The organism is Rhizobium leguminosarum, from assembly GCF_002953715.1.
GTDB classification, from domain to species: domain Bacteria; phylum Pseudomonadota; class Alphaproteobacteria; order Rhizobiales; family Rhizobiaceae; genus Rhizobium; species Rhizobium leguminosarum_V.
Map to the genome: position 1 here is coordinate 4637574 of NZ_CP025012.1, position 24454 is coordinate 4662027.

The 24454-nt window shown below is 61.8% G+C and carries 24 protein-coding genes and 1 other RNA gene; 8 read left to right on the top strand and 17 right to left on the bottom strand.

All coding sequences use genetic code 11. The features are described from left to right. Positions 1-54: 54 nt before the first annotated feature. From CUJ84_RS22920 to rimP, 10 genes are all read right to left on the bottom strand, one after another. Positions 55-1071, bottom strand: coding sequence for a class I SAM-dependent methyltransferase (locus CUJ84_RS22920; protein WP_105007836.1), 1017 nt, complete (start codon positions 1069-1071; stop codon positions 55-57). Positions 1072-1249: 178 nt separating this feature from the next. After that, positions 1250-3388: a polyribonucleotide nucleotidyltransferase gene (pnp, locus tag CUJ84_RS22925; protein WP_027682241.1), complete on the bottom strand. Its 2139-nt coding sequence runs from the start codon at positions 3386-3388 to the stop codon at positions 1250-1252. Between the two features lie 348 nt (positions 3389-3736). Continuing rightward, positions 3737-4006, bottom strand: a complete 270-nt coding sequence (gene rpsO, locus CUJ84_RS22930; RefSeq protein WP_003544317.1) for a 30S ribosomal protein S15 — start codon at positions 4004-4006, stop codon at positions 3737-3739. Between the two features lie 151 nt (positions 4007-4157). Continuing rightward, positions 4158-5009, bottom strand: a complete 852-nt coding sequence (locus CUJ84_RS22935) for an alpha/beta fold hydrolase (protein ID WP_105007837.1) — start codon at positions 5007-5009, stop codon at positions 4158-4160. Between the two features lie 103 nt (positions 5010-5112). Next, on the bottom strand, positions 5113-6045 hold the full coding sequence (gene truB, locus CUJ84_RS22940) for a tRNA pseudouridine(55) synthase TruB (protein ID WP_105007838.1): 933 nt from the start codon (positions 6043-6045) through the stop codon (positions 5113-5115). Between the two features lie 13 nt (positions 6046-6058). Further along, positions 6059-6463, bottom strand: coding sequence for a 30S ribosome-binding factor RbfA (gene rbfA / locus CUJ84_RS22945; protein WP_027682238.1), 405 nt, complete (start codon positions 6461-6463; stop codon positions 6059-6061). Between the two features lie 150 nt (positions 6464-6613). Continuing rightward, positions 6614-9367 carry a translation initiation factor IF-2 gene (gene infB, locus CUJ84_RS22950; protein ID WP_105007839.1) on the bottom strand — a complete coding sequence of 918 codons (2754 nt, stop codon included), beginning with the start codon at positions 9365-9367 and terminating at the stop codon, positions 6614-6616. Between the two features lie 100 nt (positions 9368-9467). Continuing rightward, entirely contained in the window at positions 9468-10160 is a 693-nt protein-coding gene (locus CUJ84_RS22955; RefSeq protein ID WP_197728658.1) for an RNA-binding protein, read from the bottom strand. Continuing rightward, positions 10157-11758: a transcription termination factor NusA gene (gene nusA, locus CUJ84_RS22960; RefSeq protein ID WP_027682237.1), complete on the bottom strand. Its 1602-nt coding sequence runs from the start codon at positions 11756-11758 to the stop codon at positions 10157-10159. Before nusA ends, CUJ84_RS22955 begins: the two co-directional genes overlap by 4 nt. A gap of 60 nt (positions 11759-11818) precedes the next feature. Continuing rightward, complete coding sequence (rimP, locus tag CUJ84_RS22965; RefSeq protein WP_105007841.1) at positions 11819-12424, bottom strand: ribosome maturation factor RimP; 606 nt, start codon at positions 12422-12424, stop codon at positions 11819-11821. A gap of 198 nt (positions 12425-12622) precedes the next feature. Here rimP and CUJ84_RS22970 point away from each other — a divergent pair, with 198 nt between their 5' ends. Then, on the top strand, positions 12623-14302 hold the full coding sequence (locus tag CUJ84_RS22970; RefSeq protein ID WP_197728659.1) for an MFS transporter: 1680 nt from the start codon (positions 12623-12625) through the stop codon (positions 14300-14302). A gap of 23 nt (positions 14303-14325) precedes the next feature. Next, positions 14326-14781 (top strand): GNAT family N-acetyltransferase, encoded by a 456-nt coding sequence (locus CUJ84_RS22975; protein WP_105007843.1) that lies wholly within the window; start codon positions 14326-14328, stop codon positions 14779-14781. A gap of 6 nt (positions 14782-14787) precedes the next feature. Here the strand turns inward: CUJ84_RS22975 and CUJ84_RS22980 are convergent, their stop codons facing one another. Next, positions 14788-16035 (bottom strand): lytic murein transglycosylase, encoded by a 1248-nt coding sequence (locus CUJ84_RS22980; RefSeq protein WP_105007844.1) that lies wholly within the window; start codon positions 16033-16035, stop codon positions 14788-14790. Between the two features lie 11 nt (positions 16036-16046). After that, entirely contained in the window at positions 16047-16652 is a 606-nt protein-coding gene (gene recR, locus CUJ84_RS22985) for a recombination mediator RecR (RefSeq protein WP_003555792.1), read from the bottom strand. Between the two features lie 57 nt (positions 16653-16709). Here recR and CUJ84_RS22990 point away from each other — a divergent pair, with 57 nt between their 5' ends. Beyond that, positions 16710-17321 carry an MOSC domain-containing protein gene (locus CUJ84_RS22990; protein ID WP_197728660.1) on the top strand — a complete coding sequence of 204 codons (612 nt, stop codon included), beginning with the start codon at positions 16710-16712 and terminating at the stop codon, positions 17319-17321. Positions 17322-17373: 52 nt separating this feature from the next. On the opposite strand, the gene CUJ84_RS22995 is transcribed toward CUJ84_RS22990, so the two are convergent. The 4 genes from CUJ84_RS22995 to ffs form a co-directional block, all read right to left on the bottom strand. Further along, positions 17374-18057 carry a hypothetical protein gene (locus CUJ84_RS22995; RefSeq protein WP_245457503.1) on the bottom strand — a complete coding sequence of 228 codons (684 nt, stop codon included), beginning with the start codon at positions 18055-18057 and terminating at the stop codon, positions 17374-17376. A gap of 49 nt (positions 18058-18106) precedes the next feature. Next, positions 18107-18430, bottom strand: a complete 324-nt coding sequence (locus CUJ84_RS23000; RefSeq protein ID WP_003555794.1) for a YbaB/EbfC family nucleoid-associated protein — start codon at positions 18428-18430, stop codon at positions 18107-18109. Positions 18431-18451: 21 nt separating this feature from the next. Next, the gene (locus tag CUJ84_RS23005) at positions 18452-20329 is read right to left on the bottom strand and encodes a DNA polymerase III subunit gamma/tau (protein ID WP_105007846.1); all 1878 of its coding nucleotides are present in this window, start codon (positions 20327-20329) and stop codon (positions 18452-18454) included. A gap of 45 nt (positions 20330-20374) precedes the next feature. Next, an RNA gene (gene ffs, locus CUJ84_RS23010) (signal recognition particle sRNA small type) lies at positions 20375-20471 on the bottom strand. Between the two features lie 89 nt (positions 20472-20560). Between ffs and CUJ84_RS23015 the strand changes: the two genes are divergently transcribed. The 5 genes from CUJ84_RS23015 (at position 20561) to CUJ84_RS23035 (ending at position 23565) form a co-directional block, all read left to right on the top strand. Then, positions 20561-20971 carry an HIT domain-containing protein gene (locus CUJ84_RS23015; RefSeq protein ID WP_105007847.1) on the top strand — a complete coding sequence of 137 codons (411 nt, stop codon included), beginning with the start codon at positions 20561-20563 and terminating at the stop codon, positions 20969-20971. Then, entirely contained in the window at positions 20968-21927 is a 960-nt protein-coding gene (gene nudC / locus CUJ84_RS23020; RefSeq protein ID WP_018244271.1) for an NAD(+) diphosphatase, read from the top strand. The genes CUJ84_RS23015 and nudC overlap by 4 nt, the downstream gene beginning before the upstream one ends. A gap of 4 nt (positions 21928-21931) precedes the next feature. After that, positions 21932-22627, top strand: coding sequence for a helix-turn-helix transcriptional regulator (locus tag CUJ84_RS23025; protein WP_011649958.1), 696 nt, complete (start codon positions 21932-21934; stop codon positions 22625-22627). Between the two features lie 72 nt (positions 22628-22699). Beyond that, positions 22700-22960, top strand: coding sequence for a hypothetical protein (locus CUJ84_RS23030; protein WP_105007848.1), 261 nt, complete (start codon positions 22700-22702; stop codon positions 22958-22960). 236 nt (positions 22961-23196) lie between these two features. Further along, positions 23197-23565, top strand: a complete 369-nt coding sequence (locus tag CUJ84_RS23035) for a VOC family protein (protein WP_003555800.1) — start codon at positions 23197-23199, stop codon at positions 23563-23565. A 24-nt stretch (positions 23566-23589) separates the two neighbouring features. Here the strand turns inward: CUJ84_RS23035 and CUJ84_RS23040 are convergent, their stop codons facing one another. Further along, positions 23590-24444, bottom strand: a complete 855-nt coding sequence (locus tag CUJ84_RS23040; RefSeq protein ID WP_018070385.1) for a prephenate dehydratase — start codon at positions 24442-24444, stop codon at positions 23590-23592. Positions 24445-24454 lie beyond the last annotated feature (10 nt).

A 24454-nucleotide genomic window follows, 5' to 3' on the forward strand; every position in this document is an offset into this window, starting at 1 on the left:
GATGCGCACGGCCTTTTCTATCGATAAGAATAATCGTATCGGGCCGCTTGAGCCCTATTTCTTCGCCCAGAGAACCTTGAAGCGGGCGTTGCGGCAGGTTTCGCCGCTTTCCCTGAAATTCGCCGCCAGAACCGGCTCGTAAGGCAGCCCGCGATTGGCCACGAGCATCAGGCGGCCGCCGCCGCGAAGGGCGGATGCGGCAGTCTTGATCATTGCCTGGCCGAGCGCCGGCTCGGCTGCGTGCCCCTCATGGAAGGGCGGGTTCATGATGACGAGATCGTATTTGTCCTTGACCGGTTCACCCGCCAGATCGTGCCAGAAGAAGCGCGCAGGCGCGTTCGGGCAATTCTCCGCCAGATTATCCCTGGCAGCCTCCAGAGCCGCGTGATCGGCCTCGTAGAGGTCGAGGCGCGTCAGTCCACGCGACTTCTGGGCCAGCTCGACGGAGAGATAGCCCCATCCGGCGCCAAAATCCGCAACATCGCCGGTGAAATCCTGCGGCAGGCGTGAGGCCAGCAGTTCCGATCCGGCATCGATCCGGTCATGCGAGAACATGCCGGCGGTTGCATTGAAACGGCCGTCGACACGCACCGGCGCCTTTGCCAGCTTGGAGATGATCTCGTCGGCATCCGCCGGCCGGCCGAACCAGAAGGCGACGCCGTGATATTTCGGCATATAGTCGACTGCGAGATTGAAACCTTCCATCCGCTTGCGCAGCGGCTGGATGCCGTCTTCCTTCGCACCGGCAACGACGATCAGGCCGCCGAGCCGCGTGCGGGCAATCGCCGCAGCGAGATTGGCCTCGTTCTCGCCCTTGTGCTTGGTGCAGAGCACCAGAGCCGCATCGTAGTCCTCGCCGTCGATCTCCGGCTTCGCTTCGATCCGCTGCGCCAGCAGCTGCCGATAGAGCGGCCGGAAGCTCTGGACGGCGCTGAGCGAGGCGGCAAAGCCTTCCGGCAGCGCAAAGCCTGCCTCGGCGCCGAGGAAGAGCACGCGCTCGTCGTCGCCGGGCGCCTCGACTGTGCCGCTGGCAAAGGGATGGAACAGGGTCTTCAGCGTCTCGCTGCTCATGGTCTCGTCTCGTCTTAAAGCATGTCGCGCAAAAGTGTTCAGCGGTTTTGCGAGCACGACATGCACAAAACCAAAGACCTGAAGTGCGGCAAGCGATCTGAAAGATCGCGCCGCGCTTTAGGATACAAAAAAGGGCGCGGAAGCATTCCCGCGCCCGATATCAAATTTGGAAGGCGGCTTATTCGGCCGCTTCTTCCTTCTTCTTCTCGTTCGGGATTTCCTGGCCGGTGGCCTGGTCAACGACCTTCATTGACAGGCGAACCTTGCCGCGTTCGTCGAAGCCGAGCAGCTTGACCCAGACCTTGTCGCCTTCCTTGACGACGTCCTGCGTCTTGGCAACACGCTCGGAAGCAAGCTGCGAGATGTGGACGAGACCGTCGCGGGCGCCGAAGAAGTTGACGAAGGCGCCGAAGTCGGCGGTCTTGACGACCGTGCCTTCGTAGACCTGGCCGATCTCAGGCTCGGCGACGATCGAGTGGATCCACTTGCGGGCCGCTTCGATCTCCTTGCCGGAGGACGAAGCGATCTTGACGGTGCCGTCGTCCTCGATGTTGATCTTCGCGCCGGTCTTTTCGACGATTTCGCGAATGACCTTGCCGCCGGAGCCGATGACTTCGCGGATCTTGTCGACCGGGATGTTCATGACTTCGATGCGCGGAGCGAATTCACCGAGCTGGCCGCGGCTTTCGGTAATGGCCTTGGACATTTCGCCGAGGATGTGAGCACGACCGCCTTGGGCCTGGCCAAGGGCGACCTTCATGATCTCTTCGGTGATACCGGCGATCTTGATGTCCATCTGCAGCGAGGTGATGCCGTCGGCGGTACCGGCGACCTTGAAGTCCATGTCGCCGAGGTGGTCTTCGTCACCGAGAATGTCGGAGAGGACAGCGAAGCGATCGCCTTCCAGGATCAGACCCATGGCGATACCGGCCACCGGCTTTGCCAGCGGAACGCCGGCGTCCATCAGAGCGAGCGAGGTACCGCAGACAGTCGCCATCGAGGACGAGCCATTCGACTCGGTGATCTCGGAGACGACGCGCAGCGTGTAGGGGAACTGCTCGACGGTCGGCAGCATCGGACGGATCGCGCGCCATGCGAGCTTGCCGTGGCCGATTTCGCGGCGACCCGGGGAGCCCATGCGGCCGGTCTCGCCAACCGAGTAGGGAGGGAAGTTGTAATGGAGCAGGAAGCGCTCCTTGTACATGCCCGTCAGGCTGTCGACATATTGCTCATCTTCGCCGGTGCCGAGGGTGGCAACGACGATCGCCTGCGTTTCACCGCGGGTGAACAGCGCCGAACCGTGCGTGCGCGGCAGAAGACCGACTTCCGAAACGATCGGACGAACGGTTGCGAGGTCGCGGCCGTCGATACGGCTCTTGGTGTCGAGGATGTTCCAGCGGACGATCTTTGCCTGCAGGTGCTTGAAGATCGCGCCGACTTCTTCGGCCGTGTACTTGGCTTCGCCTTCCTCGGGGAGGAAGTGGGCCTTCACCTTCGCCTTGACGGCGTCGACGGCGGCGTAGCGATCGGCCTTCTGGGTGATCTTGTAGGCTTCGCGAAGTTCCCCTTCGGCAAGGCCGAGCATCTCGGTTTCGAGAGCGGAGTAGTCTGCCGGCTGGAAGTCGCGCGGCTCCTTGGCGGCCACTTCGGCGAGCTTGATGATCGCGTCGAGAACCGGCTGGAAGCCCTTGTGGCCGAACATGACGGCACCGAGCATGACGTCTTCGTTGAGTTCCTTGGCTTCGGATTCCACCATCAGCACGGCGTCATAGGTGCCGGCGACGACGAGATCGAGGCTCGATTCGTCCATCTCGTCGAGATGCGGGTTGAGAACGTATTCGCCGTTGATGTAGCCGACGCGCGCACCGCCGACCGGGCCCATGAAGGGAACGCCGGACAGCGTCAGCGCTGCGGAGGTAGCGACCATCGACAAGATGTCCGGATCGTTTTCGAGGTCATGCTGGATAACGGTAACGACAACCTGCGTGTCGTTCTTGTAGCCCTCAGGGAAGAGCGGGCGGATCGGGCGGTCGATCAGGCGGGAAACCAGGGTTTCCTTTTCGCTCGGACGGCCTTCGCGCTTGAAATAGCCGCCGGGGATCTTGCCGGCCGCGTAGGTCTTTTCCTGGTAGTTGACGGTGAGCGGAAAGAAGTCCTGGCCGGGCTTCGGCGACTTGGCCGAGACGACGGTGGCGAGAACGACGGTTTCGCCGTAGGTGGCGAGAACCGCGCCGTCGGCCTGACGGGCGATCTTGCCGGTTTCGAGCTTCAGCGGGCGGCCGGCCCACTCGATTTCCACTGTGTGTGTATCAAACATCTCTTGTCCTTCAATGCGGGAGCACGCGCCATCGCCGATATCAAGGCGCAGCGCACAGTCAACCGCAATCAATGTGACGTATCACGGGCAAGACAACGGGAGGCTTTTCATCCTCGGTTTCCTCGGGCGTTCCTGAGAAACCGGGCCAAAGCTCATTGACAAGCCTTGGCCGAAAGCATCCGGCAATCCTGCCCCATGACAGGTCAACGGTTGGTTTGGCAGATCCGGCCCATCCGGGTCTGCCGGTCGTTCCACCGCTAAAAGATAGGGCGCGGCTGGAACATTTCATCGGGAGCCTTGTCCCGAAACAGATCCGGCGGGCGCTCGGAAAGCGCCCGCCGGACAATCTTAGCGGCGGATACCCAGGCTGGTGATCAGCTTGGAATAGCGGCCTTCATCCTTCTTCTTGAGATAATCAAGAAGCGAGCGGCGGCTCGAAACCATCGTCAGCAGGCCACGGCGGGAATGGTTATCCTTCTTGTGGTCCTTGAAGTGTTCGGTCAGGTTGTTGATGCGTTCGGTCAGGATCGCGACCTGGACTTCCGGAGAACCGGTATCGCCTTCAACGGTCGCATATTCCTTGATCAGCGCAGACTTGCGCTCAGCAGTGATCGACATCGGGGGATCCTTTCTAAGAGGAGGAGATAGAGTCGCCAAAAGCCGGGATGTCGTCCAGCTTTGGCCGTGAATGCGAGCAGGCGAACCTGACGCTGGCGCTGCCTATAAACCAAATATGGATCGATGGAAAGAGGGGTCGTCCTTGGCGGCTTCAACGGCCCGCCATGGCGCCCCGGATCATCCCGTCATAGGCTGCAGGATCCTGCAGCATGGCGAAATGGCTCACATCTTTCAGGATGACGAGTTTGGCGCCCGGAATCTGTTTTGCCATCATTTCCGTATGGTCGAGCTTTACGGCTTCATCATGATCGCCGATGGCAAGTGTGACCGGCACCGAGATCTTGCCAAGATCGGCGGCCGTCCAGGCCGGCTGGGTTGCCCACATTTCGGAGATCTGCTTGACGAAGGCGTCGTATTCGTTCGGCGTCGGCGAAAGCTTCCGGTACTGCTCGCCGGCGACGTTGATGTAGTCGTTGAAGGTCTTATTGTCCATGACGTCAGCCTTGACGCCGTCTGTTGTGACGTTGGCTGCCTGGGCAATGACGCGGGTCAATTTTTCCGGGTGTTTCATCGCCATGTCGATGCCGATGATGCCGCCGTCCGACCATCCCACCAGCGTCACCTTGTCGATCTTCAGATAGTCGAGAAGCGCGGCGTAGTCAGATGTCATCAGGTCGTAACCGAAGGGCTGCTGGCTGCGCGTCGAGCGTCCATGTCCGCGGCTGTCGGCAACGATGACCAGATGGTCCTTGGCAAAATCGGCGACCTGATGACCCCAGACCTCGGCATTTCCCAGTCCGCCATGGATGAAGAGGATCGGGTCGCCTTCGCCGTATTCGGCGTAATACATCTTGATGTCGTTCACATCGGCCATGCCGCTCTTCTTCGCCACCGGCATCGAAGGAAAGGCTGGAAGCTCGGCCCAGCGCTCGGCAGATTGAGCGTTGGCCACGGTCAGGAACATCGAAAAGAACGTCAGTATTCCGATAGCAGTTACGCGCATATTCTTTCCCCTGTCGGGCCACCATGGCCCCTCGGGCCGCTATGGCGGCCCGACAGGGAAGATATCGCATCGTTACCGGCTGACAATCGCCGTCGTTGTGGGCTCAGGCGAAAACACGCTTCGGGCGAAACTCGCCCTGGCCGATCTCGCCGATCGCGATCAGCCTGCCACGGGCGGTCGCATAGGCTTCGCTTTCGGCAACCGGCGCATCGCGGCCTCGCACCAGGATCGGGTTGCCCATCTTCAGCCGGTGCGCCTGGTCGTCATTGATGACGAGATGGGGCAGGGCCGATAGCGCTTCGCAGGTGTTGATCAGGAGCGCGTCGAGCGCCGCCAGCCGCTCGTCCATATCCTCGATCGCCTCCAGTGCGACGAGATTTGCGAGCGGCACCATGGCCTCTTCCGCGAACGGCGCAACGAAGGTGCGCCGCAGCCCGGACACATGGCCGTAGCAGCCGAGCTCGCGCCCGAAATCGCGCGCCAGCGCCCTGACATAGGTGCCCTTGCCGCATTCCACTTCGAAATGCGCGCTATTGGCGTCCGGGCAGGCGAGTAGGGTCAGCCGGAAGATATCGACCTCACGCGAGGGGATTTCGACGGTTTCGCCTTCGCGCGCCAGATCATAGGCGCGTTCACCGGATATCTTGATAGCGGAAAACTGCGGCGGCACCTGGCTGATGGTGCCGATATATCCGGGCAGGATATCACGGATCTGCTGCTCACTCGGGCGTTTATCCGAACTCTCAGTCACCTCGCCCTCGAGATCGTCGGTCGCCCGCTCCTCGCCCCAGCTCACCGTGAATTCATAGATCTTGCGGCCGTCCATCACGTAGGGAACGGTCTTCGTCGCATCGCCGAGCGCGATCGGCAGCATGCCGGAGGCGAGCGGATCGAGCGTGCCGGCATGCCCGGCCTTCTGCGCCTTGTAGAGCCACTTGATCTTGGAAACGGCTTCCGTCGAGCCGAAATCCACCGGCTTGTCGAGGATCAGCCAGCCGGAAATCGGCCGGCCCTTGGGTTTGCGTGGTTTGGACATGCGTCTCTTCTGTTTATCGTTCGTCATTATCACCGTCGAGGTCGCGGCTCACCTCGGGCGAACGCAGCAGCTCGTCGATCTTCTTGTAGTTGTCGAAGCTGGTATCGTCGCGGAAGCGCACCTCCGGCATGTATTTCATCTGCCGAAGCTGCGGCCCGAGCCGGCCGCGGATGAACCTTGCATGACGATTCAACGCCTCGATGACGATGCTGTGGTCGGAAACGCCGAGCGGTGTCACATAGGCGGTGGCGATCTTGAGATCCGGCGACATGCGCACTTCCGAGATCGAGATCACGGTCGCCTCGATGACGTCGTCACGCACTTCGCCGCGCTGCAGCACCTGAGTGATAGCGGCGCGAACCTGTTCGCCAATGCGCAGCATGCGCTGCGAAGGCGCGGAAGAAGTTGGTCTGGTCATTGTTATCTCTATTTGCCGATGCGGCTGGGAATCGAACCCGTCAAAGGAGAGCGTCCATGACTCTTTTGGTCGAAAAGGTCAAGTCGGCAGATGCCCGAAAGCCATCCGCCGGCTGGCGGATGGCTTTCGGAAAAGTTCAGGCGCAGTTGTTTAGAGCGTGCGCGTGATATGCTCGACGCGGAAGCACTCGATGACGTCGCCGGCGCGCATGTCTTCGTAGTTTTCGAAGGCCATGCCGCATTCCTGACCCATCGGCACTTCGGACACTTCGTCCTTGAAGCGCTTGAGCGTCTTGAGCTTGCCTTCGTGAACGACGACGTCGTTGCGGATGAGGCGGACGCCCGCACCACGTTCGACCTTGCCTTCGACGACACGGCAGCCTGCGACCTTGCCGACCTTGGTGATGTTGAACACCTCGAGAATCTCGGCATTGCCGATGAAGGTTTCGCGCCGCTCCGGAGACAGGAGGCCCGACATCGCTGCCTTCACGTCATCCACGAGGTCGTAGATGATGTTGTAGTAGCGGATTTCGATGCCTTCGCGCTCGGCGAACTGGCGTGCCTGCGTATTCGCACGAACATTGAAGCCGATAATGGCCGCGTTCGAGGCTTCGGCGAGCGAGATATCCGACTCGGTGATGCCGCCGGCGCCCGAATGGACGATGCGGGCGCGGACTTCGTCGGTGCCGAGCTTCTCCAGCGCGCCGGCAATCGCTTCGATCGAGCCCTGCACGTCACCCTTGATGACCAGCGGGAACTCCTTGATGCCGACGCTCTGGCGCTGCATCATCATCTGTTCCAGCGAACCGCGCTGTCCCGACTGGCGGGCAGCCGCCTTGTCGCGGGCCAGACGCTGACGATATTCCGAGATTTCGCGGGCGCGGCTTTCGCTTTCGACGACGGCGAACTTGTCGCCGGCCTGCGGCGTGCCGGAAAGACCGAGAACCTCGACCGGCGTAGCCGGACCGGCTTCCTTCACATGGTCGCCCTTGTCGGTGACGAGAGCACGCACGCGGCCCCAGACGTCGCCGGCGACGATGATCTGGCCCGGACGCAGCGTGCCCTTCTGGACGAGCACGGTCGCGACCGAACCACGGCCACGATCGAGCTGGGCTTCGATAACCGTTCCTTCCGCGGTCCGGTTCGCATTGGCCTTCAGATCGAGAATTTCCGCCTGCAGCAGGATCGCCTCGAGCAGCTTGTCGAGGTTCTTGCCGGTCTTGGCCGAAACCTCGACGTCAAGCACTTCACCGCCCATGGATTCCACGAAGACTTCGTGCTGCAGCAGCTGGTTACGGACCTTCTGCGGATCAGCCTCGTGCTTGTCGACCTTGTTGATCGCCACGATGATCGGAACACCGGCCGCCTTGGCGTGGTTGATCGATTCGATCGTCTGCGGCATCACGCTGTCGTCGGCTGCGACGACCAGGATCGCGATATCGGTCGCCTGCGCACCGCGGGCACGCATTGCCGTGAAGGCAGCGTGGCCGGGCGTATCGATGAAGGTGATCTTCTGACCGTTCTGCTCCACCTGATAGGCGCCGATATGCTGCGTGATGCCACCGGCTTCGCCGGAGACCACGTTGGCATGGCGGATGGCGTCGAGCAGCGAGGTCTTGCCGTGGTCGACATGGCCCATGATGGTAACGACCGGCGGACGCGAAACCAGTTCGCCATCATCGTCGGAGACGTTGAAGATGCCGAGTTCGACGTCGGATTCAGACACGCGCCTGACCGTATGGCCGAATTCGCCAGCGATGAGTTCGGCAAGGTCGGCGTCGATGACGTCGCCCGGCTTCATCATCTGGCCTTCCTTCATCAGGTACTTGATGACGTCGACGGCACGTTCGGACATGCGCTGCGACAGTTCCTGAATGGTGATGGTCTCGGGCAGAACCACCTCGCGGGAGATCTTCTCGCGGGTTTCCTGCATCTGACCGCGGCGGAACTTCTCCTGCCGGCGACGCATCGCCGAAAGCGAACGACCGCGGGCATTGTCCTCGCCGTCTACGTTGGCAGTGGTGATCGTCAACTTGCCGCGACGACGCTCTTCATCGGTCTTCGGACGCGTGGTGACCGGCTTTGCGGGTTCCGGGCGAACGACGCGGCCACGGACCGGACCGCCGCGCGCTGCGCCACGATCGTCGTCTTCCTTTTCCTCGCGACGGCCGCGAACGGCGCCGGGGACGGCAGCGCCGGGTGCCGGACGGGCAGCAGGTGCTCCAGCCGCATCGGCCCGGCGCGCGGCCGGTGCCGGCGATGCAGGCTGCGGCGGCCGTGGCGCGTCGGAGCGTGCTTCGGTCGGAGCCGGTTCTGCGACTGCGGGTTCTGCGACAGCGGGTGCCTCAGCCTGCCGGATAGCCTCTTCAGCGGCCCTGCGGGCAGCTTCTTCAGCTTCGGCGGCCTTGCGGATCACCTCTTCGGCGGCACGGCGCTTTTCTTCCTCGGCGCGGCGGATCGCATCCTGGGCGTCACGCGCCTGGGAGTCGGCAAGCGCGCGGCGGCGGGCGTCCATCTCTTCCGGCGACAGATGGTTCAGCACCACCGGGCGCGGACGATCATTCTGGCGCGGCGGCTGGTGAGACTGCTGCGGCGGACGCTGGTTCGTCTGGTTGTTGTTGCCCTGCTGAACCCGCGGAGCCGGCGTCGGCTGCTGCGGACGCGCCTGCACGGGTGCGGGCGCCGGTTCGGCTGCGCGGACGGGGGCCGCCGGAGCGACGGGCGTGATCGGCTTTTCATCTTCCGGGCGCATCGGGCGCCGCTTACGGGTCTCGACGACGACCGCCTTGGTGCGACCTCGACCCATATCCTGGCGAACGGTGCCCTGGCTCATCCCCGATGGTTTCAGGGTGAGTGTCTTTTTGCCCGCTACGCTGATTGTCTTGTCGTCGTTACTATCGGTCATTCGTTCCCGTTCCTTCGGACAGGGAGCGATGACTAGATCAGACCCTGTCGTTCAATACTGTCGATCAATGAGTATGGACCGGCCGATGCCGGTGACCGCCTCATTGTTTTTGCCGGCCAGCGCCGCCCGCTGCCCGGGACTGACCGCCAATACGGTACTGTTCGAGCATCTTTGCGCGCTTCACTACACCTTCACCCGCCTGCCCTGCAAGCACTGCGGCATGGATAAAAGCATTCTGGCCCATCAGGCCTTCCATTTCGCTCTCCGAGAAGAGACGGAAGGAAGGTATCTCCTCCTCGGTCTCCATTCCGAGGTGCCAGGCCTTGCGGGCCTGGTCGATTTTCCGGACGCCGTCGTCCGCTGCACCAGTCGCGTGGAACACCGCAAGGGCTGCTCCGCTTCTGACCGCCGCATCCACTTTCGAGGAGCCGCTGACGAACTGGCCGGCTTTCCGCGCCATGTTCATCATCTGCATCAGTTGCGCCGCGAGCAGCCGATCGACACTCGCGCCGAGATCGTCCGCCGCCTTTACATCTGTCTTCAGCGCGCGGGCGAAGAGCTTCTTCGCCACCGCCCTGTCGACCAGCGACCGGTCGATTTTCACCCAGCATCCGCGTCCCGGAAGCTCGCGCTTCAGATCGGCGACAACTGTTCCATCGGGAGCGGCGACGAAGCGGATCAGCTCTTCCGGCGATCCGCTTTCGCGCGTCACGATGCACATGCGTTCGTTCACGTCATAACCTGCAAGATCGTCGTCCTCGAGAGGAGCGTCCGGTTCATGCGCGGTCATCATGCTTCTTGTTCGGCTTCGGTGACCTCTTCTTCGGTCCCCTTATCCAGGTCCTCTTGCGTGATCCAGCCGGCCGAAAGGCGGGCCTGGACGATCATCTGTTCTGCTTCGACGCGCGAGACGTCGAACTTCGAGAACAGACCCTCGAACTTCTTCGTTTCGCCGTTCTTGCGCTCCGACCAGCCGACGAGATCGTCGGCAGCGCAGCCGGCAAAGTCCTCGATCGTCTTGATGCCGTCTTCGCCGAGCGCCACCATCATCTGGGCGGTCATGCCGTTGATTTCACGCAGTTCGTCCTGGACACCGAGCGCCTTGCGCTTCTCGTCCATCTCGGCTTCGAGACGCTCGAGGAATTCGCGGGCGCGCTGCTGGATTTCCTGCGCTGTCTCCTCGTCGAAACCGTCGATCGAAGAGATTTCGTCGAGATCGACATAAGCCAGTTCTTCAACCGCGGCAAAACCTTCCGAAGCCAGAACCTGGCCGACCATCTCGTCGACATCGAGCGAATCCATGAACAGGTTGGTGCGCTCGTTGAATTCCTTCTGGCGGCGTTCCGATTCCTCGGCCTCCGTCATGATGTCGATATCCCAGCCGGTCAGCTGCGAGGCGAGGCGCACGTTCTGGCCGCGGCGGCCGATCGCAAGCGACAGCTGCTCGTCGGGAACGACGACTTCGATACGCTCGGCATCCTCATCGAGAACGACCTTGGCGACTTCGGCCGGCTGCAGGGCGTTGACGACGAACGTCGCCGGGTCCTGCGACCACGGAATGATGTCGATCTTCTCGCCCTGGAGCTCGCCGACGACGGCCTGAACGCGCGAGCCGCGCATACCGACGCAGGCGCCGACCGGATCGATCGAGCTGTCGTTCGAGATCACCGCAATCTTGGCGCGCGAACCCGGATCGCGGGCGACAGACTTTACCTGGATGATGCCGTCGTAAATCTCCGGCACTTCCATGGTGAAGAGCTTCACCATGAACTGCGGATGCGTGCGCGACAGGAAGATCTGCGGACCGCGCTGCTCGCGACGGACATCATAGACATAGGCACGGACGCGGTCGCCATAGCGGACGTTTTCGCGCGGGATCATTTCGTCGCGGCGGATGATGCCTTCGCCACGGCCGAGATCGACGATGACGTTGCCGTATTCGACGCGCTTGACGGTACCGTTGACGATTTCGCCGACGCGATCCTTGAATTCGTCGAACTGGCGGTCGCGCTCGGCTTCGCGCACCTTCTGCACGATCACCTGCTTGGCCGACTGTGCGGCGATGCGGCCGAAATCCATCGGCGGCAGCGGATCGGCGATGAAGTCGCCGAGTGCGGCATCCGGGTTGCGGTCGCGGGCAAGCTCCAGCGGGATCTGCGTCGAATAATCCTCGGCCTTCTCGACGACTTCAAGCAGGCGCTGCAGACGGATTTCGCCGGTCTTCGGATTGATGTCGGCCCGGATGTTGGACTCGGTGCCGTAACGGGAGCGTGCCGCCTTCTGGATGGCATCGGCCATTGCGGCCAGCACGATCTCGCGGTCGATGACTTTTTCGCGCGCCACTGCATCTGCGATCTGCAGAAGTTCGAGCCGGTTCGCACTGACTGCCATTGTCTTGTTTCTCCGTCTTTACTCGCCGGGTTCCCGTCCCTAGAGCGGTCTGTTGATCGGTTATTCTTCGTCTTCTGCTTCGTTCTGGTTGGCGGCCTGGGCTTTCGCCAGCTTGTCGGCGCGCAACGCATCGCGGATCAGGTCGTCGGTCAGAATGAGCTTCGCATCGCTAAGCGCCGTGAAGGGAATGGTGACCTTCTGCTCTTCCCCATAGGCAACCTGGTCACGCTCGAGCGTGAAACCATCTGCGCCTGCTTCGACGATCTTGCCGCGGAAGCGCTTGCGATTGTCGATCAAGATCGACGTCTCGCATTTCACAAGGTGGCCCTGCCAGCGGACGAAATCGGATTTCCGCACCATCGGACGGTCGATGCCGGGCGAAGACACTTCCAGATGATACTCTTTATCGATCGGATCTTCCACATCGAGGACGGGAGAAATCGCCATCGAGACTTCTTCGCAATCCTGAACCGACATCGTGCCGTTGTTGCGTTCGGCCATAACCTGCATCGTCGCGCCGTTCTGGTTCAGCATACGGACGCGGATAAGCCTAAAGCCGATGCCGACGAGAACGGGTTCGATGATATCGGCAAGACGCTGGTCGAGCCCGGTTTCAGTAATCAGCCGCGGCTCAAGTTCGTTGTCTGCGTTTGTCATGTCCGACAAGCGGTGCGCTCCTCGCAATTTCATGCTGTTTAAGCGATCGCGGTAATAAAAAAGAGCGGGTCCTTGCGGCCCACTCTTCATCAAGCGATCAAGAATTTGAGAGGCATATAGTCGGGTTTTTCCGAAATTGCAAGGTCTGCGACCGATTCGGCCAATTCGCTTCCGGCGACGTGAACAGGCCTATGGCCGGCGCCGGTCTTGCGCATATATTGCCATTGGCGCGCAATAACAAAAGCGGGAGAAATCGTGGCCTACACTTCGTCGACATTGGCGCCTTTGCGGCACGATACCTACCGCACCATCTGGTTTGCGAGCCTTTCTTCGAATTTCGGCGGCCTGATTCAGGCGGTCGGCGCCGCCTGGATGATGACGACGATCACCGCCTCGGAGGACATGGTCGCGCTGGTGCAGACCTCGACGGCGCTGCCGATCATGCTGTTTTCGCTGATATCGGGCGCTCTGGCCGACAATTATGACCGCCGCCGGGTCATGCTGACGGCGCAGTGCATGATGCTCACCGTCTCGGCGCTGCTGACGGCCTCCGCCCTTCTCGGCTGGATCACGCCCTGGCTGCTGCTCTTCTTCACCTTCCTGATCGGTTGCGGCACCGCGCTCAACAATCCCTCCTGGCAGGCCTCGGTCGGCGACATGGTGCCGCGCGCCGATCTGCCGGCCGCGGTCACGCTGAACAGCATGGGTTTCAACATCACCCGCAGCGTCGGCCCGGCAATCGGTGGCGTCATCGTCGCCGCTGCCGGCGCGGCCGCGGCCTTCGCAGTGAACACGCTGAGTTACCTCGCCTTGATCTATGCCCTGCTGCGCTGGCGGCCAGCCGCGCCCGTCTCGACCCTGCCGCGCGAGGCGCTCGGCAGCGCCATCTTCGCCGGCCTGCGTTATGTCTCGATGTCGCCCAATCTCGAAAAGGTCCTCGTCAGAGGGCTGCTCTTCGGCATCGGCGCCAGCTCGATCCTGGCGCTGCTGCCGATCGTTGCCCTCGATCTCGTTGCCGGCGGGCCGCTGACCTATGGTTTCATGCTCGGCGCCTTCGGCATCGGCGCGATCGGCGGCGCGGTGCTGAATGCGAGGCTTCGCCAGGTGCTTTCCAGCGAGATGATCATCCGCCTCTCCTTTGCCGGCTTTGCACTGAGTGCTGTTATCGCCGCCTTCAGCCCGAGTGCCGTCCTCACCTCTGCCGGGCTGCTCGTCTCCGGCGCCTGCTGGGTCTCTGCACTTTCGCTCTTCAACACCATCGTCCAGCTTTCGACACCGCGCTGGGTGGTCGGCCGTGCGCTGTCGCTTTATCAGACCGTCACCTTCGGCGGCATCGCCGGCGGCAGCTGGCTGTGGGGCGTCGCCGCCGATCGCTATGGCGTTGCCGATGCGCTGCTGATGTCATCTGTCGTCATGCTGCTCGGCATCGCCATCGGCCTGCGTTTTTCGATGCCGGCCTTCGCCTCGCTCAATCTCGACCCGCTGAACCGCTTCACCGAGCCGGCCCTCAGTCTCGACATCACGCCGCGCAGCGGGCCGATCGTCATCCAGGTCGACTACGAGATTGCCGATGAGGACCTTGCCGAGTTCATGGAATTGATGGGCGAGCGCCGCCGTATCCGCATCCGCGACGGCGCCCGCAACTGGGCGCTGATGCGTGATCTCGAAAATCCCAGCCTCTGGACGGAAACCTACCATACGCCGACCTGGGTCGAATATATAAGACACAACCAGCGGCGCACGCAGGCCGATGCCGAAAACACCGACAGGCTTCGTGCGCTTCACCGCGGCGAAGGTCCGCTGCACGTCCACCGCATGATCGAACGCCAGGCCATTCCGCCGGGTGACGACGTCTTCCACAAGGCGCCGATCGACCTGCATCATTGAGACCAGCTATGCAGAGGTCAGGCATGTATAGATTCAGGCTCGCCCGTCCGTCCGATCTTGCCGCCATCGTCCGGCTTCTGGCCGATGACGATCTCGGCGGCACCAGGGAGATCGTTTCGGATCCCGTCGACGCGCGTTATCTCTCGGCCTTCGCGGCGATCGAGGCGGACGCCAATCAGCTTCTGGCCGTCGCAACCGATGCGGCCGATCGGGTCGTCGGCTGTCTGCAGCTGAGTTTTGTTCCCGGTCTTTCGAGGACGGGCATGTGGCGCGGCCAGATCGAAAGCGTGCGTGTCGCAACCGATCTTCGCGGCTCGGGCCTCGGCTCGCACTTCATCGAATGGGCGATCGCCCAATGCGCCGAGCGTGGCTGCGGCCTCGTGCAGCTGACATCGGACAAGACGCGGGGGGATGCGATCCGCTTCTACGAGAAGCTCGGTTTCGTCGCCAGCCATGAAGGTTTGAAACGCAATCTCTGAAGCCGCCTACTTCAGCTTGCCCTTCATCGTCGCCTCGGGAAAGCATGTCGGCTTCATGCCGTTCTTTGCCTGCCACTGGCCGATCGAACGCCGCGTCTTGTAGCCCGGCAGACCGTCGGAACCGCCGACATCGTAGCCCTGCCGTTCCAACGCCTTCTGCATGGCGGCGACATCCGAGCGCAGCATCTTGCCGACATCGCCCCATCTGCCCTGGAAGGCGCCGCCGTTATAGGCGATCCGGTCGGCAAGATTGCCGATATAGAGCGCGTAGAGATCGGAATTATTGTATTCCTTGATGATGTAGAAATTCGGGGTGACGATGAATTCCGGTCCGTCGCGGCCGGCCGGCACCAGCATCATGCCCTCAGCCTTCATCTCGCCGGAGGGAAAGCCCTTGCCGGAGATGCGGTCGATGCCGAGCGAGGCCCAGTGCGACAGCGGCTTTGCCAGATCGGGTCCCTCCTGTGCGCAGGAGACCGCCGCCGGTATCGACACCTCGAAGCCCCAGTCGCGGTCGCGCTGCCAGCCTTTCTTGACCAGGTAATTGGCGATCGAGGCGAGCGTATCGGGCACCGAGGTCCAGATATTGCGGTGACCGTCGCCATCGAAATCCACGGCATATTTTAGATAGCTGGTCGGCATGAATTGCGGCTGGCCGAGTGCGCCCGCCCACGAACCCTTGAAGTTGGCAGGTGTGACGTCGCCGCCGTCGAGAATATGGAGTGCGGCCACCAGCTCGGTGCGGAACATCTCCTTGCGCGTCGACATGAAGGCCTTGGTCGCCAGCACCTCGATCGCCGAATTCGGGATCTTCGCGGCGCCGAAGCCCGTCTCCCGGCCCCAGATGGCAAGCACGATCGAGCCCGGTACGCCATAGGTCTTTTCGATCCGCTTCAGCGTCGAGCCATATTGGGCGGCAAAGCCGCGTCCCGTCGCGGCAAGCTTTTTCAGCTGATCCTCGTTGAAATAGGGAGCGGGCGAGGAAAATTCGGCCTGCGTCTGCTTCTGCTCCTTCGGCGGCGGGAAACCGGGCGGGGCAAGATCGGGCAAGTTCCAGTTCAGCGTGATGCCGGAGAAAGCGGCTTGAAAGACCTTCTCCGAAATGCCGTTCGCCTTCGCCTCCGGCCAGAGGTCGCTCTGCACCCATTTTTCGAACTGCGCCTCGACATCGGCTTTCGAAGGGGCCGCGTAACAGGAGAGGGGCAGGAGAGCTGCCGCCAATGCGAGTGCGAATATCCCCGTGCTCTTCGGCATAGACAAACCCCTCATATCACCGTCCGCGCCCGAAGTGCTGCCGCAAGCGTGCCCTCGTCGAGATAGTCGAGCTCGCCGCCAACAGGCACGCCGTGCGCCAGGCGCGTGATCTTCACGTCGAGCCCCTGCAGCTGGTCGGTGATATAATGCGCCGTCGTCTGTCCTTCGACGGTGGCGTTGACCGCGATGATCAGTTCCCGGATGCCGCCTTCGCCGACCCGGTCGATCAACCCGCGAATATTGAGATCGTCGGGACCGACCCCGTCGAGCGGCGACAGCGTGCCGCCGAGCACGTGATAGGCGGCGTTCATCGCGCCCGCCCGCTCCAGCGCCCAGAGATCCGAGACGTCCTCGACGACGATGATGACGGATTGATCGCGTTGCGTGTCGGTGCAGACAATGCAGGGATCGACCGTATCGACATTGCCGCAGCGCGAGCAGATCTTCACCTTGTCATAGGCCTCGCCCATCGCATTCGACAGCGGGCCGAGCAGCTGGTCCTTCTTCTTGATCAGATGCAGTGCCGCCCGGCGCGCCGAGCGCGGCCCAAGACCCGGCACCTTTGCCAGAAGCTGGATGAGTTTTTCGATTTCGGGGCCGGTGACTCGTTTTGCCATGCGCCGTTCTTAACTGATATGGAACGGAAACGGAATCGCGGAAGGATTGGCCATCCCATGAAAATCCTGGCCTTGTGCACCGGCAATCCCGAAAGACTGCCGGGCAAGAGCTACAAGACCGGCATCTTCAAACATGCCGTCAACGGCGCGGTGATGATCGATGCCGAAGGTCTGGTCGGCGATGGGATCTGCAACCGCAAACACCATGGTGGCGTCGACCAGGCTGTTTATGTCGAGGGATCGCTGACGCTTGATTGGTGGGCCACGGAACTCGGCCGGCCGCACGAGCCTGGCACCTTCGGCGAAAACATGGTGATATCGGATCTCGACAATCGCGACGTCGCCGTCGGCGACCGCTTCGTCGTCGAAAATCTCATCCTCGAAGTCACCGCATGCCGTATCCCTTGCGCGACCTTCGCCGCTAGGATGGCCGATCCGAAATTCGTCAAGCGCTATACCGTCGCCGCCCGTCCCGGCATCTATTGTCGCGTTATCCGGGGCGGTGTGGTCAAGACGGGAATGCCGGTGAGCCATCAACCCTTTGCGGGAGAGAAGGTGACGATGCCGGAGCTGATGGAAACTTTCGGCCGGCGGCTTTCGGAGACGGATCGGGCGCGATATCTTGCCGCTCCAATTCACTACAAGCTGCGGGCCTTGCTGGAAGCGTAACGCTAAGAGCGGTTTCTACCGCAGCGCCATCATGTCGGCGTGGGCGCGCCAGTTATTTCAAGCACGGAACCCGCCGTACGAAAGGCGGCAACACGAACATGCCGTTACGTTCGTCTTCGACCAGCAATGCCTTCCGCTCGACGTGGATATCCAAGTGCTTTCTGCACGCTAAGGAAAGAGCAGTCAATAAGCCGAATGCGATATGCGACGTTTCATGCTTTGTGGAAATCTCGGTGACGGGGATCACAAAGGCTATCTTTGTTGTCGGCGTATCCTGCTGCTGCTCCAACTCCTTGAGGCAGTCGTTAATCGCGGAACCAGGGGCACTTTTATTGGAGGAGGCCAAGGTCAAATCGCACATCGGAATGACATCGCTGCATATTACGGAGCCATCGATAGACCAGACCAACTTAGATTTTCGCCAGGTTTCAAATCTTATCAGCTGGGCATAGAAGGGGTGTTCACCATCACGCACCTTGTAGAAAACCTTGGTGTCGTCGCCTGAATCAAACTGGTCAAAGATATAAACAGGCTTGCTGGGATCGCACTGGCCTGCATTGACAGCCGTCGGCGCGGCCAGAGCAGCGGCGAGGCAAAGGCGAAAAACGCCGGCGATCTTCATGAAAAACCTTATGAGATCTATGAAATTAGTTGCCGAAAAATATGAGAGCAATTCCAGCAAAAGTATAGCGCGGTTTTGCGCCGGGAATTGCTTGAAAACAAAGAGATAGAGCATTTCTGTCCGAAGAAAACGGAAATGCTCGAAGGATCGAGCTATTCGCCCCTCAGAATGGCAGCTTGAAGCCGGGTGGGATCGGCAGGCCGGCCGTCAGCGCCTTGGTCTTTTCGGCGGCCAGCGCCTCGGCCTTGTCCTTGGCGTCCTTGTGGGCGGCGACGATCAGGTCTTCGAGGATCTCGACATCGTCTTCCTTGAACAGTGACGGATCGATCTTCAGGCTCTTCAGCTCGCCCTTGCCCGATATGACGACGGCGACGAGGCCGCCACCTGCCTTACCTTCAGCCGTGAGCTCGGCGATCTCCGCCTGCATCTGCTCCATCTTGGCCTGCATTTCCTTGACTTTGCCCATCATACCCATGATGTCGCGCATCGTCTCGCTCCTTGTTGAAACCTAGAATTCTATATCGTCGCCGGGCAGGATGTCACCTTCCTCGGATTCAGCGGCGGCCGGCGGCGTCGCCTCGCCTTCCTCCTCCGGTTCGGGCGCCCGTACGCGCACGTCGATGATCTTGGCACCCGGAAAATGCGCAAGGATTGCCGCCACGTCAGGGTCCTGGCGCGCGTCGATCACATGCTGTTCCCGGGTCCTGGCCTCCGCTTCGACAAGCGTCGGCTGGCCCTCGTCGCGGCTGAGGCTGACGATCCAGTGGATGCCGGTCCATTCCTTCAGCTTGACGGCAAGCTCGTTGAGCAGCGTCGTCGGCGCACCGGGAGCCAGGCTGACGTCGAGCCGGCCGGCTTCAATCCGGACGGGGCGCAGGAAGGTGCGCACCATCGCCTTCAGCTTCGGATCGCGTTTCTCGGTGGCGAGGTTGACGATATCATTGACCGAATTGACCGGGACGAGCGGCTTCAGGGCTTCCGCCGGCTTTGGCTCGATCCGCCCGACAGACATGGTCTCGGGCTGGCTGCTCGGCACGGCACGCAGCATCGCCACCGGCGCGGAAGGCTGTGGCGGGCTCGGTGCGGTTTCCGCGGCACGCGCCACGACACTGTTCTGATAGGAAACCCGTGTCCCGTTGCCGCCGCCATTGCCGGACGGCGGAGCCGCGGGCCGGGGGCCGGCATTGTCGCCGGTAAATTCGGCAAGCCGCCGCGCTGCGTCTTCGGGCGCCGGCAGATGCGCGGCATGTGCAAGCCGGATCAGCACCATCTCGGCTGCCCCTGCCGTCCGCGACGAGCCTTCCGTTTCCGGAATGCCCTTGAGCAGCATCTGCCAGATGCGCGACAGCGTCGTCACCGCAACGCCCTTGGCGAATTCCGCCGCCTTGGTGCGCTCGACCTCGCTGAGCGAAGGGTCGTTGGCCGCATCAGGCACATATTTCAGCCGCGTCACCAGATGGGTGAAATCGGCAAGATCGGTCAGCACCACCACCGGATTGGCGCCGGCTTCGTATTGGTTCTGGAATTCGCCGAGTGCGGCGGCCACATCGCCTTTGACGATATGCTGGAAGAGATCGACGATCCGGGCGCGGTCGGCAAGGCCGAGCATGCCGCGCACGGCTTCCGCCTGCACGACGCCCGCGCCATGGGCGATCGCCTGGTCGAGCAGCGACAGGCCGTCGCGCGCCGAGCCTTCGGCAGCACGCGCGATCATCGCCAGCGCGTCGGCTTCCGCCTCGATGCCTTCCTTTGCCGCGATCGTCGTGAACAGCCCGACGAGATCGGAGGCGCTGATGCGGCGCAGGTCGAAACGCTGGCAGCGCGACAGCACGGTGATCGGCACCTTGCGGATCTCGGTGGTGGCGAAGATGAACTTCACATGCTCCGGCGGCTCTTCCAGCGTCTTCAACAGGCCGTTGAAGGCCTGCGTCGACAGCATATGCACTTCGTCGATGATATAGACCTTGTAGCGCGCCGAAACCGGCCGGTAGCGCACCTGCTCGATGATCTCGCGGATATCGTCGATACCGGTGTGGGAGGCGGCATCCATCTCGATCACGTCGACATGGCGGCCTTCCATGATCGCCTGGCAATGCTCGCCTGGCGTGCGAAGGTCGATCGTCGGCTTGTCGATTTCCGATGTCTTGTAGTTCAACGCCCGCGCCAGGATGCGCGCCGTCGTCGTCTTGCCGACACCGCGCACACCGGTCAGCATATAGGCCTGCGCGATGCGGCCGGTTTCGAAGGCGTTGGTGAGGGTGCGGACCATCGGCTCCTGGCCGACCATCAAGTCCGTGAAATCCTTGGGGCGGTATTTGCGAGCCAGCACCCGGTATCCGGTGCCCGTCGAGGCGGCATCTTTTGATTGTCGCTCGGTGTCGCTCATCGCCCTGCTTGTCGCCCGGATCGTCGGGCACTTCGTGGAGAGAAGGTGGGAGGCTGGCACGATGACCCGTGCCGGGCTCGTTAGGGCTGCTTCCTTCCGGACCTGACCCGGTTGGCGAGTGGCTCGTCCACCACCAACCTCCCGGATGCACATATCGGCAATATCGTCATCAAAAGCAAGCCAACATGCAAAAAAACTGCTAGTCGTTGGAAAACATGAGGAGAATGCCCTTTGAAAGGTTTCGCGCTCGACCCTCGGCTGGAAAACGACAGCGTCAGCATCATGGTCACCGGTCTCTGCGATCTGAGATTGTCGAGGGATGGCCGCTGGCCCTGGCTCATTCTCGTGCCGCGCCGGGCTGGGATCACGGAAATCTTCGAGCTGACGCCGCTCGACCAGGTGCTGCTTGCCTTCGAGACGGAGCTGGTCGCTAAGGCGCTGAAGGAGATCACCGGCGCGACAAAAATCAATGTCGGGGCTCTTGGCAATATCGTCCGCCAGCTTCATGTTCATGTCATTGCCCGCTTCGAAGGCGATGCGAACTGGCCGGGTCCCGTCTGGGGCTTTGGGCGCGCGGAGCCCTACGAGGACGGAAAGAGAGACGAACTTATAGCGAAGCTGCGGGAAGCCCTTTCATCATGAGTCATTCGCTTTTCGATTCGGATGTGCCGCATCCGGAACCCAGCAATCTCACGGCCTTTGCCGCCAACGACCTCAATCGCGATTCCGAACATCGCGATGAACAATCCGTCGAAAAGGCGCTGGCTAAGGAAGGCACCCATATCTTCGCCTTCGCGGGGGATAAGCTGGTGCTGAAGCATGACGGCCAGGTGCTCGACCCGCTCTTTGCCCGCTATGAGCTGCAGGGATTGCAGCCGGATTGGGATGAAACGGTGCTTCTCGGCTACCGCAAGACCGGCGAGCCGCGCCTTGCCGTTCCCGTCGGCATCGATGTCGACGACCTTACCAGCCAGTACAAGCCTGCCGACGGCCGCACGCTGTTTCGCGAAATGCTGATCGACGAAGTGTTGCTCGGCGAATTCGCCCAGGCCGCAAGCCTCATCCGCTGGAACGGCGACAACCGCTTCTGCGGCCGCTGCGGCTCGGCAATGGAGATCCATATCGGCGGCTACAAGCGTGTCTGCGCCGCCTGCGAGCACATGATCTTCCCCCGCACCGATCCCGTCGTCATCATGCTGACGGTCGATGAGCAGCGCGACCTCTGCCTGCTCGGCCGCAGCCCGCATTTCGCGCCGGGCATGTATTCCTGTCTTGCCGGCTTCCTCGAACCCGGCGAGACCATCGAGAACGCCGTGCGTCGCGAAACGCTGGAGGAATCGGGCATCCGCACCGGCCGCATCCGCTACCACGCCTCGCAGCCCTGGCCGATGCCGCATTCCCTGATGATCGGTTGTTACGCCGAGGCGAAATCCACCGAAATCAGCCGCGACGAGACGGAACTGGAGGATTGTCGCTGGTTCACCCGCGAGGAAACGATCGAGATGCTGGAACGCCCGAGCGCGACAGGCAAGGCCTCGCCGCCGAAAGGGGCGATCGCCCATCGCCTGATGCGCGACTGGGTGGAGTGGAAGCGGTAGCGTCATGCCGGTCGCCCGCTCAGAACGGCTGCTGACGCTGCTCCAGACGCTCCGGCGTTACCGGCGGCCGGTGACTGGCACGGTGCTGGCACAAGAGACCGGGGTGAGCCTGCGCACGCTCTATCGCGATATTGCCAGCCTGCAGGCCCAGGGCGCGATGATCGAAGGCGAAGCCGGCATCGGTTATGTGCTGAAGCCCGGCTTCATGCTGCCGCCGATGATGTTTTCCGAAGAAGAGCTGGAGGCATTGGTGCTCGGCTCGCGCTGGGTGGCCCGCGCCGCCGAGCCGCGCCTTGCCGGCGCCGGCGCCGACGCGCTGGCCAAGATTGCCGCCGTGCTGCCGGCCGATATGCGAGAGATGATCGATTCGGCAGCACTTTTCGTCGGTCCCAAACGCAGGGACGAGGACAAGGCTGACGTCTCGGCCATCCGCAGGGCGATCCGCCTGGAGCGTATCCTCGAACTGCATTATGGCGACGAGCAGGGCCGTATCTCGCGCCGCCGCGTCTGGCCTTTCGGGCTCGGCTATTACGAGCATGTGCGGGTCCTCATGGCCTGGTGCGAACTGCGCCAGGATTTTCGCCATTTCCGCACCGATCGCATCATCGACATGGCCTTGCACGAGGTGCGTTATCCGCGCCGCCGCACGGTGCTCCTCAAGGAATGGCGCGAGACGCAGGACGTGCCGATGGAGAACTGAACGCTGCTGCCATAAACTGTCAGCAGGAGGGGTTATTATCAGTACCAATCCAACAGGAAAGGAGAACTGATCATGGTAATGCCTCCAGCCATTCATTTCGCGAACGACCGTTTTGCTGCCGAGTCCTTTGCCGATGTCATTTCGGCCGAGACTTTTGCCGATGTCCGCCAGTCAGCGCGCTCCGGCCTGCTGGACTTGTTGATGAACTTTTTCCGATTTCGCAGGGGAGACCGCACCAGCCTCGACCTTGAAACAACCCCGGACTACCTGAAGCGCGACCTTGGCTTCATGGATGGACGCGACCCGCATTGCGAGGACCGTTTCCCGCGCTAAAGCATGTCGCGCAAAAGTGTGCCGCGTTTTTGCGACAACGACATGCGTAAAAACAAAGACCTAAAGCGCCAGGAGCGAATCTGAAGATCGCGACCGCTTTAGGCCACCCTGGCCTTATCAACATTCCACCCGACGAGAACGGGGCGTTGCGATCGCTGCGCCCTCTGCACTCTGCTGCCATTTATTGTCAGCAGGTGATTCTGGCGGCCCCATTCTACAACAACGGGAGAACCGAAATGACCAGCCCTAATCTCATTATTCTTTACGTCAAGGACCCAGGTGAAAGCGCGAGCTTCTACCGGAACCTGCTCAATCGCGAACCGGCCGTGGAAGCGCCGAATTTCGTCGCTTTTCCGCTTGAGGGCGGCTTCACACTCGGCCTTTGGCGGCGCAGCAAGGTCGAGCCGCAGCCCTCCGCCATCGGCAATCGAGGCGAAGTGGCCTTCATGGTCGAAGGAGAAAATGCCGTCGCCAGGCATTATGAAGACTGGCGCCAGCGCGGTCTGCCGATCGCCCAGGAACTGACCGAACTGGATTTCGGCCCGACCTTCGTCGTGCTCGATCCGGATGGGCATCGGCTGCGTGTCTGTGAGCCGGATAAATAATTCAGGCGACTTGCGGGGCTTGCCTTACAGCAGGCCTCGCATCGCATGCCCCTTGTAGACGCCGAGGATGCGGACTTTCTCGGAAAAGAACCGCAGTTCCTCCAACGCCCGGCGCACGTTCGGATCGTTCGGATGGCCTTCGATATCGGCGTAAAACTGCGTCGCCACGAATTTTCCGCCGAGCTGATAGCTTTCGAGCTTCGTCATGTTGATGTTGTTGGTGGCAAAGCCGCCGAGCGCCTTGTAGAGCGCGGCCGGAATGTTGCGGACGTTGAAGACGAAGGTAGTGACGACCTTTTCTTCCGCCGAATTCCGCTGCGCCCATTCCTCGTCGCGGGACAGGACGACGAAACGGGTCACATTGTTTTCGGTATCCTCGACATTTTCGGCAATGATCTCGAGCCCATAGAGATCGGCGGCAAGGCGTGGTGCCAAGGCGGCCATCGAGCGGTCGCCGGTTTCCTTGACGAGCTTTGCCGCCCCTGCCGTATCGCCGGCGATCACCGGCTTCCAGCCATTGGCGCGAACGATCTTCCGGCACTGGCCGAGCGCGTGGATATGGCTGTGCACCGTGCGGATTTCGTCCTTGGTGACACCGGGCAGCACCATCAGCTGGAAGCGGATCGGCATGAAATATTCGCCGATAATGTGCAGCCGCGACTCCGGCAGCAGATGGTGGATATCGGCGACGCGCCCGGCGATCGTGTTCTCGATCGGGATCATCGCGATATCGGCGTCGCCGTTGTCGACCGCCGTGAACGCATCCTCGAAGGTCTGGCAGGGCAGCGGCTCCATGGTCGGAAACATGTCGCGGCTGGCCATATCGGAATTGGCGCCGAATTCGCCCTGGAAGGCGATCCTGTTGGTCTTGATGTTCATGATGGTTCCG

Excerpts from the sequence above, each read along its gene's own strand:
- nudC (WP_018244271.1), top strand. The coding sequence starts at position 20,968 with ATGAGTCATTCGCTTTTCGATTCGGATGTGCCGCATCCGGAACCCAGC.
- CUJ84_RS23030 (WP_105007848.1), top strand. The coding sequence starts at position 22,700 with ATGGTAATGCCTCCAGCCATTCATTTCGCGAACGACCGTTTTGCTGCC.
- CUJ84_RS22935 (WP_105007837.1), bottom strand. The coding sequence starts at position 5,009 with ATGCGCGTAACTGCTATCGGAATACTGACGTTCTTTTCGATGTTCCTG.
- pnp (WP_027682241.1), bottom strand. The coding sequence starts at position 3,388 with ATGTTTGATACACACACAGTGGAAATCGAGTGGGCCGGCCGCCCGCTG.
- CUJ84_RS22995 (WP_245457503.1), bottom strand. The coding sequence starts at position 18,057 with ATGCTCTATCTCTTTGTTTTCAAGCAATTCCCGGCGCAAAACCGCGCT.
- CUJ84_RS22975 (WP_105007843.1), top strand. The coding sequence starts at position 14,326 with ATGTATAGATTCAGGCTCGCCCGTCCGTCCGATCTTGCCGCCATCGTC.
- rbfA (WP_027682238.1), bottom strand. The coding sequence starts at position 6,463 with ATGACCAGACCAACTTCTTCCGCGCCTTCGCAGCGCATGCTGCGCATT.
- nusA (WP_027682237.1), bottom strand. The coding sequence starts at position 11,758 with ATGGCAGTCAGTGCGAACCGGCTCGAACTTCTGCAGATCGCAGATGCA.
- CUJ84_RS22920 (WP_105007836.1), bottom strand. The coding sequence starts at position 1,071 with ATGAGCAGCGAGACGCTGAAGACCCTGTTCCATCCCTTTGCCAGCGGC.
- CUJ84_RS22955 (WP_197728658.1), bottom strand. The coding sequence starts at position 10,160 with ATGATGACCGCGCATGAACCGGACGCTCCTCTCGAGGACGACGATCTT.
- truB (WP_105007838.1), bottom strand. The coding sequence starts at position 6,045 with ATGTCCAAACCACGCAAACCCAAGGGCCGGCCGATTTCCGGCTGGCTG.
- CUJ84_RS23040 (WP_018070385.1), bottom strand. The coding sequence starts at position 24,444 with ATGAACATCAAGACCAACAGGATCGCCTTCCAGGGCGAATTCGGCGCC.
- CUJ84_RS23035 (WP_003555800.1), top strand. The coding sequence starts at position 23,197 with ATGACCAGCCCTAATCTCATTATTCTTTACGTCAAGGACCCAGGTGAA.
- CUJ84_RS22990 (WP_197728660.1), top strand. The coding sequence starts at position 16,710 with ATGAAAATCCTGGCCTTGTGCACCGGCAATCCCGAAAGACTGCCGGGC.
- CUJ84_RS23025 (WP_011649958.1), top strand. The coding sequence starts at position 21,932 with ATGCCGGTCGCCCGCTCAGAACGGCTGCTGACGCTGCTCCAGACGCTC.
- CUJ84_RS23000 (WP_003555794.1), bottom strand. The coding sequence starts at position 18,430 with ATGCGCGACATCATGGGTATGATGGGCAAAGTCAAGGAAATGCAGGCC.
- infB (WP_105007839.1), bottom strand. The coding sequence starts at position 9,367 with ATGACCGATAGTAACGACGACAAGACAATCAGCGTAGCGGGCAAAAAG.
- CUJ84_RS22980 (WP_105007844.1), bottom strand. The coding sequence starts at position 16,035 with ATGCCGAAGAGCACGGGGATATTCGCACTCGCATTGGCGGCAGCTCTC.
- rpsO (WP_003544317.1), bottom strand. The coding sequence starts at position 4,006 with ATGTCGATCACTGCTGAGCGCAAGTCTGCGCTGATCAAGGAATATGCG.
- CUJ84_RS23005 (WP_105007846.1), bottom strand. The coding sequence starts at position 20,329 with ATGAGCGACACCGAGCGACAATCAAAAGATGCCGCCTCGACGGGCACC.
- recR (WP_003555792.1), bottom strand. The coding sequence starts at position 16,652 with ATGGCAAAACGAGTCACCGGCCCCGAAATCGAAAAACTCATCCAGCTT.